The organism is Klebsiella sp. GG_Kp173, from assembly GCF_040062415.1.
Classification (GTDB): domain Bacteria; phylum Pseudomonadota; class Gammaproteobacteria; order Enterobacterales; family Enterobacteriaceae; genus Klebsiella; species Klebsiella quasipneumoniae.
Genome location: NZ_JBEAFZ010000089.1, coordinates 136,993 through 154,029 on the forward strand (window position 1 = coordinate 136,993; position 17,037 = coordinate 154,029).

The following is a 17,037-nucleotide window of genomic DNA, read 5'->3' on the forward strand; positions in this document are numbered from 1 at the left end:
TCGTCCTGCGCGCCGGTCCCCACGGGGACCGGCGCGTTATTCTGTTGCCTCTCGACTGGCCAGCCACGCCGGGAATGCCTCCACCGGCATCGGCCGGGCATAATAAAACCCCTGCAGCACATCGACACCGTGGTCTCTGAGGTAGCTTTCCTGTTCCTGCGTCTCCACCCCTTCGGCAACGGTAATAATATTCAGCCGGTTGGCGAGGGCGATAATGATATCGGTCACCGTGGCATTGACGCTGTCTATCCCCACCGAGCTGGTAAACGAGCGGTCAATCTTCAGCACGTCCGGGCGCAGTGTTTCCAGCCACGACAGGGAGCTGTTGCCGGTGCCAAAGTCATCGATCGCCAGCTGGACGCCTTTCTGGTGCAGATCTTCGGCCATGTGCTGGTCGCCATCCTGCAGGACATCGCGTTCGGTCAGCTCGACCACCAGCTGCTGTACCGGGTTCATGCTGAACCAGTAATTATGCAGGTCATGCAGCAGTAAGCCGTTGGCAAAGTGGCGGGCAGCGACGTTAATCGCGATATGAAATTGGCGGTCGCGGGGAAAAGCATCCAGACGGCGGGCGGTTTCGGCAATCACGTAGCGGGTGAGGGGGATGATCAGATTGTCCCCTTCGGCGATGGGAATAAACACCTCCGGCGAAATCGCACCGCGGCGGGGGTTGTTCCAGCGCAGCAGGATCTCCACCCCGCAGCAGCGGCCGCTGCGCGCATCCTGCAGCGGCTGGCACCAGAGGGCAAACTCCCGGGCGGAAATACCGAGGCTTATCTCCCGCGAGAAGCTCATTCTGCCGGCGGTGGCCAGCCAGGCGATGCCGGTCATCAACAGGCTGAAGATCAGCGCCAGCGGTAGCTCGCCGGGCAGCTCCTCAAGCGCAATCGCCGAGGCGCCAGGGCCATTGATATTGACGATAAACGGAAACTCGGTAGAGCGCTGGCGATAAATCACCGTTCCCGGCGGGGTATGCGCTTTCTCGAGAAGCCCATGGCTGCTGCTAAAATAACGATCGCCAACCTGCAGGCTGACGTCGCTTATCAGGGATGATTTTTCGTTGAGAATTAAGGTCCCCAGCAGCTCGATATTGACAATCAGCATCACGCCGTCCACGCCTCTCTCCGAGGCTGGATACCACTGTATCAGCACCGGTGAGCCTTTGAGCAAGGAGCTGTCGTTCGAAAAGAGCAGCAGAGGACGGGGTGCAGGAAGCGCAGGCTGCAGGCGATGTAAATCCGCCTGTCGCGGCCCAAAAATACTCGAACAGTAAACGATACCTGACGTCACGAGCGCGACGGAACGAACGGTCTGCAACGAGGCCGCGATTTTACGCAGCGACAAATGGATATCCGGGCAGGGGTGACCCACCAGAGGAAGCAGGGTGGTTCGCTGCGCGCTCAGCGGACGCAGGATATTATCCAGCGCCGCCACCCGTTGGCTGGCGGCCATGCGAATATAGCCTTCATTTTCGCTACGCTGCGAAATAAATCGGATGGCTAAGGTGGTGCCCAGGGTCACCAGGGCTACCAGCAGGCAGACAATAATGCGTTTGCGACGATAGGCCGTAATGACTTTTTGTGCAGTCTGCATGTGCGACACCCTGTCGACAGGACGAGTGGTTAAGCGTGGCTTATTTAATAGAGCAATTGTAGTGGCAGAATATCGTCAGGTATAGAAAAAAGAAATGCGCCACAGAGGGCGCATCAGGAAGGCAGGGGGCTTTCAGTTCCCCTCGCTTCACGCCTGCGCACCGGGAGGGGGCAGGCGAAAGCCAACACTTTAGTCACACTGAACTTTAATCGCCAGTCCGCCGCGCGAAGTTTCGCGGTACTTGGCGTTCATGTCTTTGCCGGTTTCGTACATGGTCTCGATCACTTTATCGAGCGAGACGCGCGGTTCGCTGGTGCGGCGCATTGCCATCCGCGCGGCGTTGATCGCTTTCACGGAGGCGATGGCGTTACGTTCAATGCACGGCACCTGTACCTGGCCGGCGACCGGGTCGCAGGTCAGTCCGAGGTTATGTTCCATGCCGATCTCCGCCGCCACGCAGACCTGTTCCGGGCTGGCGCCGAGCAGTTCGGCCAGACCCGCCGCCGCCATCGAGCAGGCGACGCCCACTTCGCCCTGACAGCCGACTTCGGCGCCGGAAATGGAGGCATTCATCTTGTACAGCGCGCCGATCGCACCGCAGGCCATAAAGTAGCGGATATAGATCTCCGGGCTGACGGATTCGATAAAGTGATCGTAATAAGCGAGTACCGCCGGAACGATGCCGCAGGCGCCGTTGGTCGGCGCGGTCACCACGCGACCGCCAGCGGCGTTCTCTTCATTGACCGCCAGCGCGAACATGTTGACCCAGTCAACGACGTTCATCGGATCGCTGGAGAGCTTATCGCTGGCCACCAGCAGACGACGCAGCGCCGACGCGCGACGCGGTACGCGCAGCGGGCCAGGCAGCACGCCTTCGGTGTTCATGCCGCGGTCGATACAGGCGCGCATGGTCTGCCAGACATTAGCGAAATAGTCCTCGATCTCTTTTTTGCTGTGCAGCGCCAGCTCGTTCTGCATCACCATCCCGGAGAGCGACAGGCCGGTCTCTTTGCAGTAGGCCAGCATTTCCTGCGCCGATTTAAACGGGTAGGGCACCTGCAGTTCGTTGGCGTTCTCTTTGCCGAAGTGCTCTTCATCGACGATAAAGCCGCCGCCAATCGAGTAATAGGTCTTGCAGTAGATCTCTTTCTCGCCGGCCCAGGCATGAATGGTCATGCCGTTTTCGTGCAGCGGCAGATTGTCGCTGCGAAAACGCATGCCGTCATCCGCCGGGAAGTCGACTTCGTGCTGACCGTTGGCCAGCAGCAGACGGCCGCGTGTCTCGACGTCACGGATAAATGCCGGTATCGCGTCTATATCGACCGTATCGGGCTGATTGCCCGCCAGTCCCATGATAATGGCGATGTCCGTATGGTGGCCTTTGCCGGTTAATGACAGCGAACCGTAGACGTCAACCGCCACGCGGGTCACTGCATTAAGCAATCCTTTTTCGACCAGGTCATCGACGAACTGTTTACCGGCCTTCATCGGGCCAACAGTGTGGGAAGATGAGGGACCAATCCCCACCTTGAACATGTCGAATAGACTAATCACGATAATACTCCTGACAGGGTTACCGCGGGTGCGGTAACGATGTAATAACTGCGCATAGTGTAAGAGGGAAGCGCCCTGTCAGTTCAACTATTCACATGAATTAAACTAATGGATAACCGCGATTTTACTAATAGTGAGAGCGCCCTCTCATAATCAGTATAGCTAAGGGCGCGCGCCTATCTGCAGCGCCAGCTCGCGAATGATCCCGGCGGTCATTCCCCAGACAAAATAATGCTGGTACCAGGAGAGCCAGACGCGGTGGTCGTTGCCCCGGCGGTGGATATCGAGCGGATGGTAGCGCCCGAGGCGCAGGGCTTCGGCGAGCGGCATTTCAAATACCGCTGAGACCTCGTCCTGGCTGGCGTGATAGTGCAGATCCGGCGGAATAATGCCCACCACCGGCGTCACCTGGAAGCCGGTGACACTGTCCACCGGCGGCAGAACGCCAATCACCTCAACCTTCTCTGGCGGGATCGCCACCTCTTCCTGGGCTTCGCGCAGAGCGGCGGCGATAAGCGTCGCATCGGTATTATCTACCGCCCCGCCGGGGAAGGCGACCTGGCCGGCGTGCTTGCGCAGCAACGGCGAACGCTGGGTCAACAGCAGGCCAGGCTGCGGCCGGCGTACGATCGGCACCAGCACCGCCGCCTGCCGCTGGTTTAGCGCCTGTGGCGAAGGCTGTGGACGCAGCAGCTGAAAGCGGGACAGAAAGTCATCCAGATTGAGGGCGCGGTCCGCCATGGTCTAGTTCTCCAGTTGGTGCAGGATACGATTAACTTTATCAAAAGTTTCCTGATATTCTGCGGCTTCCTCACTATCCGCCACAATCCCGCCGCCGGCGGAACAGTACAGTTGCCCCTGCCAGGCCGTTAGGGTGCGAATGGTGATGCTGGTATCCATATTGCCGCAATAGCTCAGATAGCCGATGCTCCCGCACCAGGCGTTACGTCGCTGGGGTTCCAGTTCATCAATAATCTCCATCGCCCGGACCTTCGGCGCGCCGGTGATCGACCCTCCCGGGAAGGCGGCGCGCAGCAGATCGCTGGCGTGCAGCGTCGCCGGCAGGCGGGCGGTGATGGTGCTGACCAGATGATGGACCGCCGGGAACGGCTCCACCACGAACAGCTCGGGGACCCGCACGCTGCCCGGGACGGCGACGCGGCCGATGTCGTTGCGCATCAGGTCGACAATCATTAAATTCTCGGCGCGATCTTTCGGCGAGTTCGCCAGCTTCTCCGCCTGCTGCGCATCCGCCAGCGGCGAATCGAGCCGCGGCAGGGTGCCCTTAATCGGGCGCGTCTGGATTTCCCCCTGGCGGAGCTGAATAAATCGCTCCGGCGACAGGCTTAAAATCGCCCCTTCCGCAAGGCGGATGAAGGCGCTAAAGGGGGCGCGGTTGGCGGCGTTCAACTGGCGGAAAGCCTGCCATTCATTCCCGACGTAGCGGGCCTGAAAACGCTGGGCGAGATTGACCTGATAGCAGTCACCGCTGCGCAGATAGGCCTGCACCTGACGAAATTTCTCGCCGTATTGCTGGCGGCTCATATTTGACTGCCAGGCAGAGGTCAGGGCGAAGGTTTCACCTGGCGCCGGCGTTTGCGCCTCCAGCCACTGCAGACGCTGCTGCGGGTCGTCATAGCTGAGCAGCGACACCTGCTGGTGCTGATGGTCGACGATCAGCGCCCAGTCATAAATCCCCACCGCCAAATCCGGCAGCGCGATATCGGCCTGCGCCACAGTGGGAAGTCGCTCAAAACGGCGGCCCAGATCGTAACCGAACAGCCCCAGCGCGCCGCCAAGAAACGGCAAATCCTCATGGGGCTGCGGCGTGAACGGCTGACGATCCAGCTGCTGCTGGAGTAGTTGCAGCGGATCGTCCGCCGAGACAAAAGTGGTCTCGCCGTCATCGACCCAAGTCTGTTCACCGCGCGTCAGCAGCGTGGCGCGCGGGGCAGCCACCAGAATATCAAAGCGGTTATGCGGATGGTCGGCAAAGCCGGAATGCAGCAGCATCGCCCAGGGCAGGGCGCTTAACGGCGTAAAATAGTGTTCGGCGGCATCCGGGCGCCAGGGCAGGGTAATAATCGCGGGGGACAACATCTTTCTCGATCCTGAACGTTACCGTCCCTCTGGCGTAGGCGGGGACGGCGTGAAATAATTACGCCCCACAATGTAGCAGGAGTACAAGATGTTTGCAGGTTTACCTTCGCTGAGCCACGAGCAACAGCAAAAAGCGGTCGAACGTATCCAGGAACTGATGGCCCAGGGGATGAGCAGTGGCCAGGCGATTGCCCTGGTGGCGGAAGAGCTACGCGCGACGCATACCGGCGAACGGATTGTCGCGCGCTTTGAAGATGAAGACGAAGACGAGTAATTACACCGCGGCGATAATTTTGATTTCAACCTTATACTGCGGGTTCATCAGCGTTGCTTCCACCGTGCAGCGCACCGGGGCGTGACCGGCTACCACCCAGGCGTCCCACGCTTTATTCATCGCCGCAAAGTCGCTTTTGTCGGCGAGGAAAATGGTGGCGTCAAGAATGCGCGACTTGTCGCTGCCCTGTTTTTCCAGCACCGCGTCAATCTGCGCCAGGGTGTTGGCGGTTTGCTCGAAGGCATCGGCATCAAGATTCGCCGGCACGCCGGTGTAGTAAAGGGTCTGATTGTGGATCACTACATCTGACCAGCGGGCTTCGGCATCAATACGCGTAATTGTCATTTCTCATTCCTCTCTGAGCATTCCATTTAGCTGCGGCAAGACTGCCATAATGTTCCGCTCGCGTCACTACCCGGACTGGCGAAACGCCGCCCTCCCTGACATAATCACTGTCCAAATAACCAGGGGGCAATGTGATCGACGATTTTGCAGCAGACGGCCAGCTAGCCAAAGCCATACCGGGATTTAAACCGCGCGAGCCGCAGCGCCAGATGGCGGTGGCGGTCAGCGAAGCGATTGAGGCCTCCCGGCCGCTGGTGGTGGAAGCGGGGACCGGAACCGGTAAAACCTACGCTTACCTGGCGCCAGCGCTGCGGGCGAAAAAAAAGGTGATTATCTCCACAGGGTCGAAAGCGCTGCAGGATCAGCTCTACAGCCGCGATCTGCCCACCGTCGCCAAATCGCTCAAATTCACCGGCAAACTGGCGCTGCTCAAAGGGCGCTCCAACTACCTGTGCCTAGAACGCCTGGAACAGCAGGCGCTGGCGGGCGGCGATCTGCCGGTGCAAACCCTCAGCGACGTGATCCTCCTGCGCTCCTGGTCGAACCAAACTCAGGATGGCGATATCAGCACCTGCGCCAGCGTGGCGGAAGATTCCCAGGCCTGGCCGCTGGTCACCAGCACCAACGATAACTGCCTCGGCAGCGACTGCCCGCTGTATAAAGATTGCTTCGTGGTGAAGGCGCGTAAAAAAGCGATGGACGCCGACGTAGTGGTCGTCAACCATCACCTGTTCCTTGCCGATATGGTGGTCAAAGAGAGCGGCTTTGCCGAACTGATCCCCGAGGCGGAGGTGATGATCTTCGACGAAGCCCATCAGCTGCCGGATATCGCCAGCCAGTACTTTGGCCAGTCGCTCTCCAGCCGCCAGCTGCTGGATCTGGCGAAAGACATCACTATTGCCTATCGCACCGAACTGAAAGACACTCAACAGCTGCAAAAATGCGCCGACCGCCTGGCGCAAAGCGCCCAGGATTTCCGCCTGCAGCTGGGGGACCCTGGCTACCGCGGCAACCTGCGGGAACTGCTGGCGGACAGCCACATTCAGCGGGCGCTGCTGCTGCTCGATGATGCGCTTGAACTGTGTTACGACGTCGCCAAACTCTCGCTGGGGCGCTCGGCGCTGCTCGATGCCGCCTTTGAGCGCGCCACCCTTTATCGCGGGCGCCTGAAGCGGCTGAAAGAGATCAATCAGCCGGGCTACAGTTACTGGTATGAGTGCACCTCGCGCCACTTTACCCTTGCGCTGACGCCGTTGACCGTGGCCGAGAAGTTTAAAGAGGTGATGGCGCAAAAGTCGGGGAGCTGGATCTTTACCTCGGCGACACTGTCGGTAAACGACGATCTGCACCATTTCACCGCCCGGCTGGGGATCGACGAGGCGCAGACACTGTTGCTGCCGAGCCCCTTTGACTATCAGCATCAGGCGCTGCTCTGCGTGCCGCGTAACCTACCGCTGCCGAACCAGCCCGGCGCGGCGCGCCATCTGGCGGCGATGCTCAAGCCGCTGATCGAGGCTAACGACGGTCGCTGCTTTATGCTGTGCACTTCGCACGCCATGATGCGCGATCTGGCGGAGCAGTTCCGCGCCACCATGACTTTGCCGGTGCTGCTGCAGGGCGAGACCAGTAAAGGCCAGCTTCTGCAGCAGTTCGTCAGCGCCGGCAATGCCCTGCTGGTGGCCACCAGCAGCTTCTGGGAAGGGGTCGACGTGCGCGGCGACGCGCTGTCGCTGGTGATCATTGATAAGCTGCCGTTTACCTCGCCGGACGATCCGTTGCTGAAAGCGCGGATGGAAGATTGCCGGCTGCGCGGCGGCGATCCGTTCGATGAAGTGCAGCTCCCGGACGCGGTGATCACTCTTAAGCAGGGGGTGGGCCGCCTGATCCGCGATATCGACGATCGCGGGGTGCTGGTGATCTGCGACAACCGGCTGGTGATGCGCCCCTACGGCGCGGTCTTTCTGGCCAGTCTGCCGCCGGCGCCGCGAACCCGCGATATCCGCCGGGCGGTGCGCTTCCTCGCCGTGCCGCCGGCAAGGTAATCCGCCCTGAAATGTGTTAAGCTGCGCGCCATTTTGTTAATTAGCGGTTCCCACTAGACTTCGGGCGGTGTGGCGACGGGTTGTCCGTCTGCCGGAAAACAGGCTGCCTGAAGGCCTGAACTATGTAACGAGAGCGTGACCACCCATGCGAATTTTGGCTATCGATACCGCCACAGAAGCCTGCTCCGCAGCGCTGTGGAATGATGGCACCCTTAGTGCTCATTTCGAAATTTGTCCCCGCGAACATACCCAACGTATCCTGCCGCTGGTGCAGGAGGTCCTCGCCGAGAGCGGCACCACCCTGACCGAGCTGGACGCGCTGGCCTTTGGCCGCGGTCCTGGCAGCTTTACCGGCGTACGCATTGGCATCGGTATCGCTCAGGGGCTGGCGCTGGGCGCGGAGCTGCCGATGATCGGTGTTTCCACGCTGGCCACCATGGCGCAGGGCGCGTGGCGCAAAACCGGCGCCACCCGCGTGCTGGCGGCGATTGACGCCCGGATGGGGGAAGTCTACTGGGCCGAGTATCAGCGCGACGAGCAGGGCGTCTGGCACGGCGAAGAGACGGAAGCGGTGCTCAAACCGGACGCGGTGGCCGAACGGCTGGCGCAGCTTTCCGGCGAATGGGCCACTGTCGGCACCGGCTGGCAGGCGTGGCCGGATCTGGCGAAAGAGAGCGGACTGACCTTAAGCAGCGGCGAAATTGAACTGCCGGCGGCAGAGGATATGCTGCCGTTAGCCTGTTATCTGCTGGCGGCAGGGAAAACCGTGGCCGTGGAGAAAGCGGAGCCGGTTTATTTGCGTAACGAGGTGGCGTGGAAGAAACTTCCGGGCCGCGAGTGAATCTCAGTAACAAGAAGACTGAGAAAAGGAGTCGCATCATGGCGGGTCAAAAACAGGGCGTTCGCTGGCTGCTGGCCGCGGCGGTTGCCGTTGCGCTGAGCGGCTGCGTATCGGTGCCGGATGCCATCAAAGGCACCAGCCCCACGCCGCAACAGGATTTAGTGCGGGTGATGAACGCCCCGCAGCTGTACGTCGGTCAGGAAGCGCGCTTTGGCGGCAAGGTGGTCAACGTGCAGAACCAGCAGGGGAAAACCCGCTTAGAAATCGCTACCGTGCCGCTGGACAGCGGTGCGCGACCGGAACTGGGCGAACCCTCGCGCGGGCGGATCTATGCCGATGTTAACGGCTTCCTCGATCCGGTGGACTTCCGCGGTCAGCTGGTGACCGTGGTCGGGCCGATTGCCGGGGTGGTCGAAGGCAAAGTAGGCAGCACGCCCTACAAATTTATGCTGATGAACGCCACCGGCTACAAACGCTGGAACGTGGTGCAGCAGGTGGTGATGCCCCCGCAGCCGATCGACCCGTGGATGCTGGGTCCGCGCCCCTGGGGTTACGGCTATGGCGGATGGGGTTGGTACAACCCCGGCCCAGCAGAGGTCAGAAACGTTGTAACCGAATGATTTTGTTGTTTTTGTTAGTTCAAAGAAACAGCGGCCGGTCCGCTGTTTCTTTGTTTTCAGTCGAATAAGAAAAAAAATAGTGACGCGCTTCGCAACCTGCTCATTGCCTAATTAATAAACTGGTACGCTGAGTTAATATAATGTTAACAAAATGTATTTTCCAGGGGCTGTGATGACGACGAATAACTATTTCAGAGGTGATGCAGTGAAAAAGGTTTGGCTAAACCGTTATCCCGCAGATGTTCCGGCGGAGATAAATCCTGACCGCTATCAATCCCTGGTTGAACTGTTTGAACATGCCACCACCCGCTACGCCGACCAACCGGCGTTTATCAATATGGGTGAAGTGATGACCTATCGTAAGCTGGAAGAGCGCAGTCGCGCCTTCGCCGCTTACCTTCAGGAGGGCTTAGGACTACAGAAGGGCGACCGGGTGGCCCTGATGATGCCTAACCTGCTGCAGTATCCGGTGGCCCTGTTTGGCATCCTGCGCGCCGGGATGATCGTGGTTAACATCAACCCCTTATATACCCCGCGAGAACTGGAGCATCAGCTCAACGACAGCGGCGCGGCGGCGATCGTCATCGTCTCCAACTTTGCCCATACCCTGGAAAAAGTGGTGGCGAAGACCCAGGTGAAACACGTGATCCTGACGCGCATGGGCGACCAGCTCTCCACCGCCAAAGGCACGCTGGTGAACTTTGTGGTTAAGTACATCAAGCGCCTGGTGCCGAAGTACCATCTACCGGATGCCATCTCGTTTCGCAGCGCGCTGCAGCACGGCTATCGCATGCAGTACGTGAAGCCGGAGATCGTTGCGGAAGATCTGGCGTTTCTACAGTACACCGGGGGCACTACCGGGGTGGCTAAAGGGGCGATGCTGACCCACCGCAACATGCTGGCCAACCTTGAGCAGGTCAATGCCACCTACGGCCCGCTGCTGCATCGCGGCAAAGAGTTTGTGGTCACCGCGCTGCCGCTGTATCACATTTTCGCCCTCACCATGAACTGCCTGCTGTTTATCGAGCTGGGCGGGCAGAATCTGCTGATCACCAACCCGCGCGATATCCCCGGGCTGGTGAAGGAGCTGGCGAAATATCCGTTTACCGCCATGACCGGGGTCAACACCCTGTTCAACGCCTTGCTGAACAACAAAGAGTTCCAGCAGCTTGATTTCTCCTCGCTGCACCTCTCCGCCGGCGGCGGCATGCCGGTGCAGCAGGCGGTGGCTGAGCGCTGGGTGAAACTGACCGGACAATATCTGCTGGAGGGCTACGGCCTGACCGAGTGTTCGCCGCTGGTCAGCGTCAACCCGCACGACATCGACTACCACAGCGGCAGCATTGGCCTGCCGGTGCCCTCCACTGAAGCCAAACTGGTGGACGACGACGATAACGAAGTGGCGCCGGGTCAGCCGGGCGAGCTCTGTATCAAGGGGCCGCAGGTGATGCTGGGCTACTGGCAGCGTCCTGACGCGACGGATGAGATTATTAAAGACGGCTGGTTGCACACCGGGGACATCGCGGTGATGGATGAAGAGGGATTCCTGCGCATCGTTGACCGGAAAAAAGATATGATCCTGGTGTCGGGTTTTAACGTCTATCCGAATGAAATCGAAGATGTGGTCATGCAGCACAGCGGCGTGCTTGAGGTGGCGGCCATCGGCGTGCCGTCCGGCAGCAGCGGCGAAGCGGTGAAGATCTTCGTGGTGAAGAAAGATGCCGCGTTAACCGAAGAAGCGCTGATTACGTTCTGCCGTCGCCATTTGACCGGTTACAAGGTACCGAAGCTGGTGGAATTCCGTGACGAACTGCCGAAATCCAACGTCGGGAAAATTTTGCGGCGAGAACTGCGTGACGAAGCGCGCGCTAAAGTGGACAATAAAGGCTAAGTAACGAATGAGTCGCCAGACGCCGGCTACGCCGGCGTTTTTTATGGGCGCAAGTTAAGAGAGTATGCTTTGAACTATCAGATGATCACCACCGACGATGGCCTGCGCGCTGTCTGCGAAGCGGCAAGCGCCGCCTCCGCCGTCGCTCTGGATACGGAATTTGTCCGTACCCGTACCTATTACCCGCAGCTGGGCCTGCTGCAGCTGTTCGACGGCCGCCAGGTCTCTCTGATCGATCCCTTAACGATTACCGACTGGGCGCCGATGCGCGACCTGCTGCTCAACCCGGATGTGACCAAATACCTGCATGCCGGCAGCGAAGATTTAGAAGTCTTTCTCAACGCGTTCAACCTGATGCCGCAGCCGCTGATCGACACCCAGATCCTGGCAGCCTTCTGCGGTCGGCCGATGTCCTGGGGCTTCGCCTCGATGGTGGAAGAGTATTCCGGGGTTGCGCTGGACAAAAGCGAATCCCGCACCGACTGGCTGGCGCGTCCGCTAACCGAGCGTCAGTGTGAATATGCCGCGGCCGACGTCTGGTACCTGTTGCCGATCGCCAGCCAATTAATGGCGAAGACCGATCGCGCGGGCTGGCTATCGGCGGCACTGGACGAATGCCGCCTGATGCAGCAGCGTCGCCAGGAGGTGGTCGACCCGGCCGAGGCCTGGCGCGATATCGGCAACGCCTGGCAGTTGCGTACCCGCCAGCTGGGCTGCCTGCAGCTGCTGGCGGAGTGGCGCCTGCGCAAAGCGCGGGAGCGCGACCTGGCGGTGAACTTTGTGGTGCGGGAAGAGCATCTGTGGAGCGTGGCGCGCTATATGCCCACCAGCCTCGGCGAGCTCGACAGCCTCGGGTTGTCCGGTAGCGAAATTCGCTTTCATGGCAAAACGCTGATTAGCCTGGTCGAGAAAGCACAGGCGCTGCCGGAGTCGGCCCTGCCGGCGCCGCTGCAGAATCTGATCGACATGCCGGGCTACCGCAAAGCCTTTAAAGATATTAAAGCGCTGGTGCAGGAAGTGAGCGCTGAGAAGGGCGTAAGCGCGGAGCTGCTGGCGTCGCGTCGGCAGATCAACCAGCTGTTGAACTGGCACTGGCAGCTGAAAACGCAGGCCGCTGAGCCTGAGCTGATTTCTGGTTGGCGTGGTGAGCTGATGGCCGAACGGCTGAAGAGGCTGTTAAGCGACTATCCGCGCTAGCGGACGGTCTGGTTCAGGCCATAAAAAAACCGGCGGCGCGTGGCGTAGCCGGTTTTTTTTCGGGATGGAACAGCAGGTCAGGGTTTCGACTCTTCCGTTTCGGGTAGGGTCACGTTCAGCTCAAGAATGGAAATATCACCGTCCCGCTGCTCCAGTTGCACGCTGACCATCTCCGGGTCGATCTGCACGTATTTACAGATCACTTCCAGGATATCTTTGCGCAACTGCGGCAGGTAATGCGGCTCCGCGTCCCCGCGGCGGCGCTCGGCGACGATGATTTGCAGGCGTTCTTTCGCAATATTAGCCGTGTTCTTTTTTCGCGAGAGAAAAAAGTCGAGTAAAGCCATAATTTATCCTCCGAACAGGCGTTTGAGGAATCCTTTCTTCTCTTCTTCAATGAAGCGGAAAGGGCGTTCTTCTCCGAGCAGACGTTCAACGGTATCGGCATAGGCTTTGCCTGCGTCCGACGCGGCATCGAGGATCACAGGCTCACCCTGGTTGGATGCGCGCAGGACTGACTGGTCTTCCGGGATCACGCCCACCAGGTTGATGCGCAGAATCTCCAGCACGTCTTCCATGCTCAGCATATCGCCTTTATTGACGCGGCCTGGATTGTAGCGGGTCAGTAGCAGGTGCTCTTTGATCGGCTCTTCGCCATTTTCCGCACGACGGGATTTGGAGGCGAGAATGCCAAGGATACGGTCGGAGTCGCGAACGGAGGAGACTTCCGGGTTGGTAGTGATAATGGCTTCGTCAGCGAAATAGAGCGCCATCAGCGCACCGGTTTCAATGCCTGCCGGGGAGTCACAGACGATGAAATCGAACTCCATCTTCTTCAGTTCTTCGAGAACTTTGTCGACGCCTTCGCGGGTCAGGGCGTCTTTATCCCGGGTCTGGGACGCCGGAAGAATGTAGAGGTTTTCCGTGCGCTTATCTTTGATCAGCGCCTGGTTCAATGTGGCATCGCCCTGGATGACGTTGACGAAATCATAAACGACGCGACGTTCGCAGCCCATAATCAGGTCGAGGTTACGCAGGCCGATGTCGAAGTCGATAACGACGGTTTTCTTTCCCTTCTGGGCCAAACCTGTAGCGATGGCCGCGCTGGAGGTGGTCTTGCCAACGCCCCCTTTACCCGAAGTCACAACAATAATGCGTGCCATAGAAATTCCTTGTTAAAAAGGGATTAATTTAACGGTTGAATTGTCAAAGCGCTTTCGCCTAAACGCAGGCGTGCCGCTTTGCCATAAAATTCGGCCGGGATGTTATCGCTCAGCCAATATTCCCCGGCGATGGAGACCAGCTCCGCCGCAAGGTGGGTACAAAATATCTGGGCGTCTCTGTCGCCACCGGCGCCTGCCAATGCGCGTCCTCGCATCATGCCATATACATGGATATTGCCGTCAGCGATAAGTTCCGCCCCGGCACTCACATGATTTGTAACAATAAGATCACAGTGTGGCGCATAAATGCGCTGACCGGAACGTACCGGCTGATCAATCAAACGCGTTTTTGTGATCTGACTAGCAACTGGCGGCGGCGGGGCGGGTTCGGACGGTGCCGGACGAGGGGCTTTTTCTTTCCCTTCGGTTAATAACGGGATCCCGGCGCGGTCGATTTCGGTTTTCAGGCGCGGGATTTTGCATCCGCTGACGCCCATAATGCGTAAACCGGTCGCGGCGATAGCCTCGTTGACGGCGCGCCATTCGACACTCTCCTCGACGCTGGCGATATTCACCACCACCGGAGCATGGCGTAAAAAGGCGGGAGCCTGGGCGATTTTGTCTTCTAACGCCTGACGAATAACCTCGGGATTTGCATCGTGCAAATGAACGACAGATAACGTGAAGCTACTGCCTTTAAGTTCGATTGGCGTATTTGACATCCTGGCCTTACTCAATTTGCTGTTTATCGACCGCCGAAGTGCGGTGATATTCCGAAGACTAAAAGGCATGTTATAGTCACTGATATATTGAGGCAAGTGACCACGGGTCTAATTCCGAGTAAAACTATGTTTTGTGTGATCTATCGAAGTACTAAACGTGAACAAACCTATTTATACGTCGAAAAAAAGGACGATTTCTCACGCGTTCCTGACGAGCTCATGCGCGGTTTCGGCACGCCGCAAATGGCGATGCTGCTGCCGCTGGATGGGCGCAAAAAACTGGTTAACGCCGACCTTGAAAAAGTGAAACAGGCGCTAAGCGAACAGGGCTATTACCTGCAACTTCCTCCGCCATCTGAAAATCTACTAAAGAAACACCTGGCGGAACAGGGGAAACAATCCGATTAACCCACGAGGGAAAATAATGTACCAACATCATAACTGGCAGGGAGCGCTCCTGGATTATCCGGTGAGCAAAGTGGTTTGCGTCGGCAGCAATTATGCAAAGCACATCAAGGAAATGGGCAGTGCGACGCCGGAAGAGCCGGTGCTGTTTATTAAACCTGAGAGCGCGCTGTGCGATCTCCGTCAGCCGTTGGTGCTTCCTGAGGGGCTGGGTTCGGTGCATCATGAAGTGGAGCTGGCGGTGCTGATCGGCGGTACGCTGCGTCAGGCGACGGAAGAGCATGTGCTGAAAGGGATTGCCGGCTATGGCGTCGCGCTGGATCTCACCCTGCGCGACCTGCAAGCTAAAATGAAAAAGGCCGGGCAGCCGTGGGAGAAGGCCAAAGGCTTCGATAACGCCTGTCCGATCTCCGGCTTTATTCCGGCGGCCGAGTTCCACGGCGACCCGCAGAATACGCCGTTAAGTCTGAAGATTAACGGCGAAGTGCGCCAGCAGGGCACTACCGCCGACATGATCCATAAGATTGTGCCGCTGATCGCCTATATGTCGCGCTTCTTTACCCTCAAAGCCGGGGACGTGATCCTCACTGGCACCCCGGAAGGGGTGGGACCGCTGCACAGCGGCGACGAGCTGGAGGTCGGTTTCAACGGCCTGTCGCTCACCACCCGCGTCCTCTAAGCGCGGTTTGCCGCCTTTTGGGGCGGCAAAACTTGCATCGTCGTGCCAGACTGGTTATAAGGTGCACCCTTAACTGGCAACGACGGACATTCCGATGAGCGAACAACCTTTCTGGCAACAAAAAACCCTGGATGACATGACCGACGCGGAGTGGGAATCGCTGTGTGACGGCTGCGGCCAGTGCTGCCTGCATAAGCTGATGGATGAAGATACCGATGAGATCTACTTCACCAACGTCGCCTGCCGTCAGCTCAATATCAAAACCTGCCAGTGCCGTAACTACGAGCGTCGCTTCGAATATGAGCCGGACTGCATCAAGCTCACTCGTGAAAATCTGCCGACCTTCGAATGGCTGCCGCCGACCTGCGCCTATCGCCTGCTGGCGGAAGGCAAACCTCTACCGGCCTGGCACCCGCTGCTGACCGGCTCAAAAGCGGCGATGCACGGCGAACGCATCTCCGTCCGCCATATAGCGGTGCCCGAGTCCACCGTTGTCGACTGGCAGGACCATATCCTCAATCTGCCTGACAGGGCGCGGTAAGCGCCGTCACGCTTTCTTCGCGTGAAACAGCCCGTTTTCACCGTCGGTTTCTTCCGCCACCCAGAAGTGAATATTGAAGCGGGCATCGTCGCTGAGTTCGACGCGGTGCCAGTACTGCGGCGGACTGGTGGCAAACTGCCCGGCATGAATCACGACTTTTTTCTCCGGCTCCGTTGCCTGTTCATTGGCAAAACCGTAATAGGTGACCGTACCTTCCATGACGCACAACTGACCAAAGACACCGGCCGCGGTGTTGTGGTGGCTCAGCAGGGCGGCGGGGACGTTCTCTTTGGTAAAGAACGGCGTGGAGCGTTTAACTTTCCAGTCTGCGGGGATCAGTAAAGATGACATGTGAGCTCCTGTGGGGTTATAAAAGATGTATTTAATATGCACCTTTTGGTGTCTGTGGTCAACCACGGACAGGAAACGATTCAGTGATGAACGGCAGGCACAAAAAAACGCCCCGTAGGGCGTTTCAGTGTGCGGTACTCACTGCGGCTTAGCGGCCAAACAGATCGCGCTTTTTCGCTTTAAAAGGCTGCGCAACGATCACCAGGATAGCGACCACCAGATAAGCCGCGAAAATCCCCACCAGCCATTGCGGCATCTCCAGCGACAGGAACTGCCACTGGCGTACCGAACAGTCGCCGGACGCGACAAACACCTGCGGCAACCATTTATCCAGCGGCAGCCAGCTCGGGAAACGGGCGGCGAAATCGCAGGTCTGGAACGGCGATGGGTGCAGCTGAATCATCGTATGTTCCCACGCCAGCTGTAGCCCACGTACCGCGCTGTACAGCCAAATCAGCATGGCGACATAGCGCAGCGGCGTTTTAGGGGCGATAGCGCCCACCAGCCCCGCGCCCATGATGCCAAACAGGGCGCAGCGTTCATAAATGCACATCACGCACGGCTGCAGCAGCATCACGTGCTGGAACCACAGCGCGACGAGTTCGAGAATGAACGCGGTCAATGCCATCAGCAGCCAGGCGCCGCGTCCCCGCGAGCACTGGTTTAAATATTGCAACATAATCATTTCCCTGGAAGATGCTAAATCATGGCAGTGTAAA

19 protein-coding genes are annotated in these 17,037 nt (G+C 58.8%); 9 read left to right on the top strand and 10 right to left on the bottom strand.

Annotation, left to right across the window (positions count from 1 at the left end; all coding sequences use genetic code 11):
* Positions 1–36: 36 nt before the first annotated feature.
* From ABLU50_RS25310 to pabB, 4 genes are all read right to left on the bottom strand, one after another.
* On the bottom strand, positions 37–1,593 hold the full coding sequence (locus tag ABLU50_RS25310; protein WP_060656060.1) for an EAL domain-containing protein: 1,557 nt from the start codon (positions 1,591–1,593) through the stop codon (positions 37–39).
* A gap of 189 nt (positions 1,594–1,782) precedes the next feature.
* Positions 1,783–3,147, bottom strand: coding sequence for an L-serine ammonia-lyase (gene sdaA, locus ABLU50_RS25315; protein ID WP_004203344.1), 1,365 nt, complete (start codon positions 3,145–3,147; stop codon positions 1,783–1,785).
* A 162-nt stretch (positions 3,148–3,309) separates the two neighbouring features.
* Positions 3,310–3,888, bottom strand: coding sequence for a CoA pyrophosphatase (locus ABLU50_RS25320; RefSeq protein ID WP_004203342.1), 579 nt, complete (start codon positions 3,886–3,888; stop codon positions 3,310–3,312).
* A gap of 3 nt (positions 3,889–3,891) precedes the next feature.
* Complete coding sequence (gene pabB, locus ABLU50_RS25325) at positions 3,892–5,247, bottom strand: aminodeoxychorismate synthase component 1 (RefSeq protein WP_049004517.1); 1,356 nt, start codon at positions 5,245–5,247, stop codon at positions 3,892–3,894.
* Between the two features lie 88 nt (positions 5,248–5,335).
* Between pabB and ABLU50_RS25330 the strand changes: the two genes are divergently transcribed.
* On the top strand, positions 5,336–5,521 hold the full coding sequence (locus tag ABLU50_RS25330) for a YoaH family protein (RefSeq protein ID WP_004203339.1): 186 nt from the start codon (positions 5,336–5,338) through the stop codon (positions 5,519–5,521).
* On the opposite strand, the gene ABLU50_RS25335 is transcribed toward ABLU50_RS25330, so the two are convergent.
* The gene (locus tag ABLU50_RS25335; RefSeq protein WP_002910910.1) at positions 5,522–5,866 is read right to left on the bottom strand and encodes a RidA family protein; all 345 of its coding nucleotides are present in this window, start codon (positions 5,864–5,866) and stop codon (positions 5,522–5,524) included.
* A gap of 131 nt (positions 5,867–5,997) precedes the next feature.
* On the opposite strand from ABLU50_RS25335, the gene ABLU50_RS25340 reads away from it, so the two are divergent.
* The 5 genes from ABLU50_RS25340 to rnd all read left to right on the top strand — a co-directional run bounded on the left by ABLU50_RS25340 (position 5,998) and on the right by rnd (position 12,457).
* Positions 5,998–7,908 carry an ATP-dependent DNA helicase gene (locus ABLU50_RS25340; RefSeq protein WP_348864951.1) on the top strand — a complete coding sequence of 637 codons (1,911 nt, stop codon included), beginning with the start codon at positions 5,998–6,000 and terminating at the stop codon, positions 7,906–7,908.
* A 145-nt stretch (positions 7,909–8,053) separates the two neighbouring features.
* Positions 8,054–8,749, top strand: a complete 696-nt coding sequence (gene tsaB / locus ABLU50_RS25345) for a tRNA (adenosine(37)-N6)-threonylcarbamoyltransferase complex dimerization subunit type 1 TsaB (RefSeq protein ID WP_017900203.1) — start codon at positions 8,054–8,056, stop codon at positions 8,747–8,749.
* A gap of 38 nt (positions 8,750–8,787) precedes the next feature.
* Positions 8,788–9,369, top strand: a complete 582-nt coding sequence (locus tag ABLU50_RS25350) for a Slp family lipoprotein (protein WP_032456304.1) — start codon at positions 8,788–8,790, stop codon at positions 9,367–9,369.
* Between the two features lie 205 nt (positions 9,370–9,574).
* The gene (gene fadD / locus ABLU50_RS25355) at positions 9,575–11,260 is read left to right on the top strand and encodes a long-chain-fatty-acid--CoA ligase FadD (RefSeq protein WP_087832217.1); all 1,686 of its coding nucleotides are present in this window, start codon (positions 9,575–9,577) and stop codon (positions 11,258–11,260) included.
* A gap of 81 nt (positions 11,261–11,341) precedes the next feature.
* A complete protein-coding gene (gene rnd, locus ABLU50_RS25360; RefSeq protein WP_176391514.1) occupies positions 11,342–12,457 on the top strand; it encodes a ribonuclease D in 1,116 nt (371 codons plus the stop codon).
* Positions 12,458–12,534: 77 nt separating this feature from the next.
* Here rnd and minE read toward each other — a convergent pair whose 3' ends face one another.
* From minE to minC, 3 genes are read right to left on the bottom strand one after another with little or no spacing between them, the layout of a single operon-like run.
* Positions 12,535–12,804 carry a cell division topological specificity factor MinE gene (minE, locus tag ABLU50_RS25365; RefSeq protein WP_004103270.1) on the bottom strand — a complete coding sequence of 90 codons (270 nt, stop codon included), beginning with the start codon at positions 12,802–12,804 and terminating at the stop codon, positions 12,535–12,537.
* A gap of 3 nt (positions 12,805–12,807) precedes the next feature.
* Positions 12,808–13,620: a septum site-determining protein MinD gene (gene minD / locus ABLU50_RS25370; RefSeq protein WP_002910900.1), complete on the bottom strand. Its 813-nt coding sequence runs from the start codon at positions 13,618–13,620 to the stop codon at positions 12,808–12,810.
* A gap of 23 nt (positions 13,621–13,643) precedes the next feature.
* A complete protein-coding gene (gene minC / locus ABLU50_RS25375; RefSeq protein ID WP_004203323.1) occupies positions 13,644–14,342 on the bottom strand; it encodes a septum site-determining protein MinC in 699 nt (232 codons plus the stop codon).
* 126 nt (positions 14,343–14,468) lie between these two features.
* Between minC and ABLU50_RS25380 the strand changes: the two genes are divergently transcribed.
* The 3 genes from ABLU50_RS25380 (at position 14,469) to ABLU50_RS25390 (ending at position 15,967) form a co-directional block, all read left to right on the top strand.
* Positions 14,469–14,750 (top strand): YcgL domain-containing protein, encoded by a 282-nt coding sequence (locus ABLU50_RS25380; RefSeq protein ID WP_004203320.1) that lies wholly within the window; start codon positions 14,469–14,471, stop codon positions 14,748–14,750.
* A 16-nt stretch (positions 14,751–14,766) separates the two neighbouring features.
* The gene (locus ABLU50_RS25385; protein ID WP_023318603.1) at positions 14,767–15,426 is read left to right on the top strand and encodes a fumarylacetoacetate hydrolase family protein; all 660 of its coding nucleotides are present in this window, start codon (positions 14,767–14,769) and stop codon (positions 15,424–15,426) included.
* A gap of 94 nt (positions 15,427–15,520) precedes the next feature.
* Positions 15,521–15,967, top strand: coding sequence for a YcgN family cysteine cluster protein (locus ABLU50_RS25390; protein WP_017900197.1), 447 nt, complete (start codon positions 15,521–15,523; stop codon positions 15,965–15,967).
* A 6-nt stretch (positions 15,968–15,973) separates the two neighbouring features.
* On the opposite strand, the gene ABLU50_RS25395 is transcribed toward ABLU50_RS25390, so the two are convergent.
* Positions 15,974–16,318 carry a DUF1971 domain-containing protein gene (locus ABLU50_RS25395; protein ID WP_002910895.1) on the bottom strand — a complete coding sequence of 115 codons (345 nt, stop codon included), beginning with the start codon at positions 16,316–16,318 and terminating at the stop codon, positions 15,974–15,976.
* Positions 16,319–16,466: 148 nt separating this feature from the next.
* Positions 16,467–16,997: a disulfide bond formation protein DsbB gene (dsbB, locus tag ABLU50_RS25400; RefSeq protein ID WP_004203315.1), complete on the bottom strand. Its 531-nt coding sequence runs from the start codon at positions 16,995–16,997 to the stop codon at positions 16,467–16,469.
* Between the last annotated feature and the right edge of the window lie 40 nt (positions 16,998–17,037).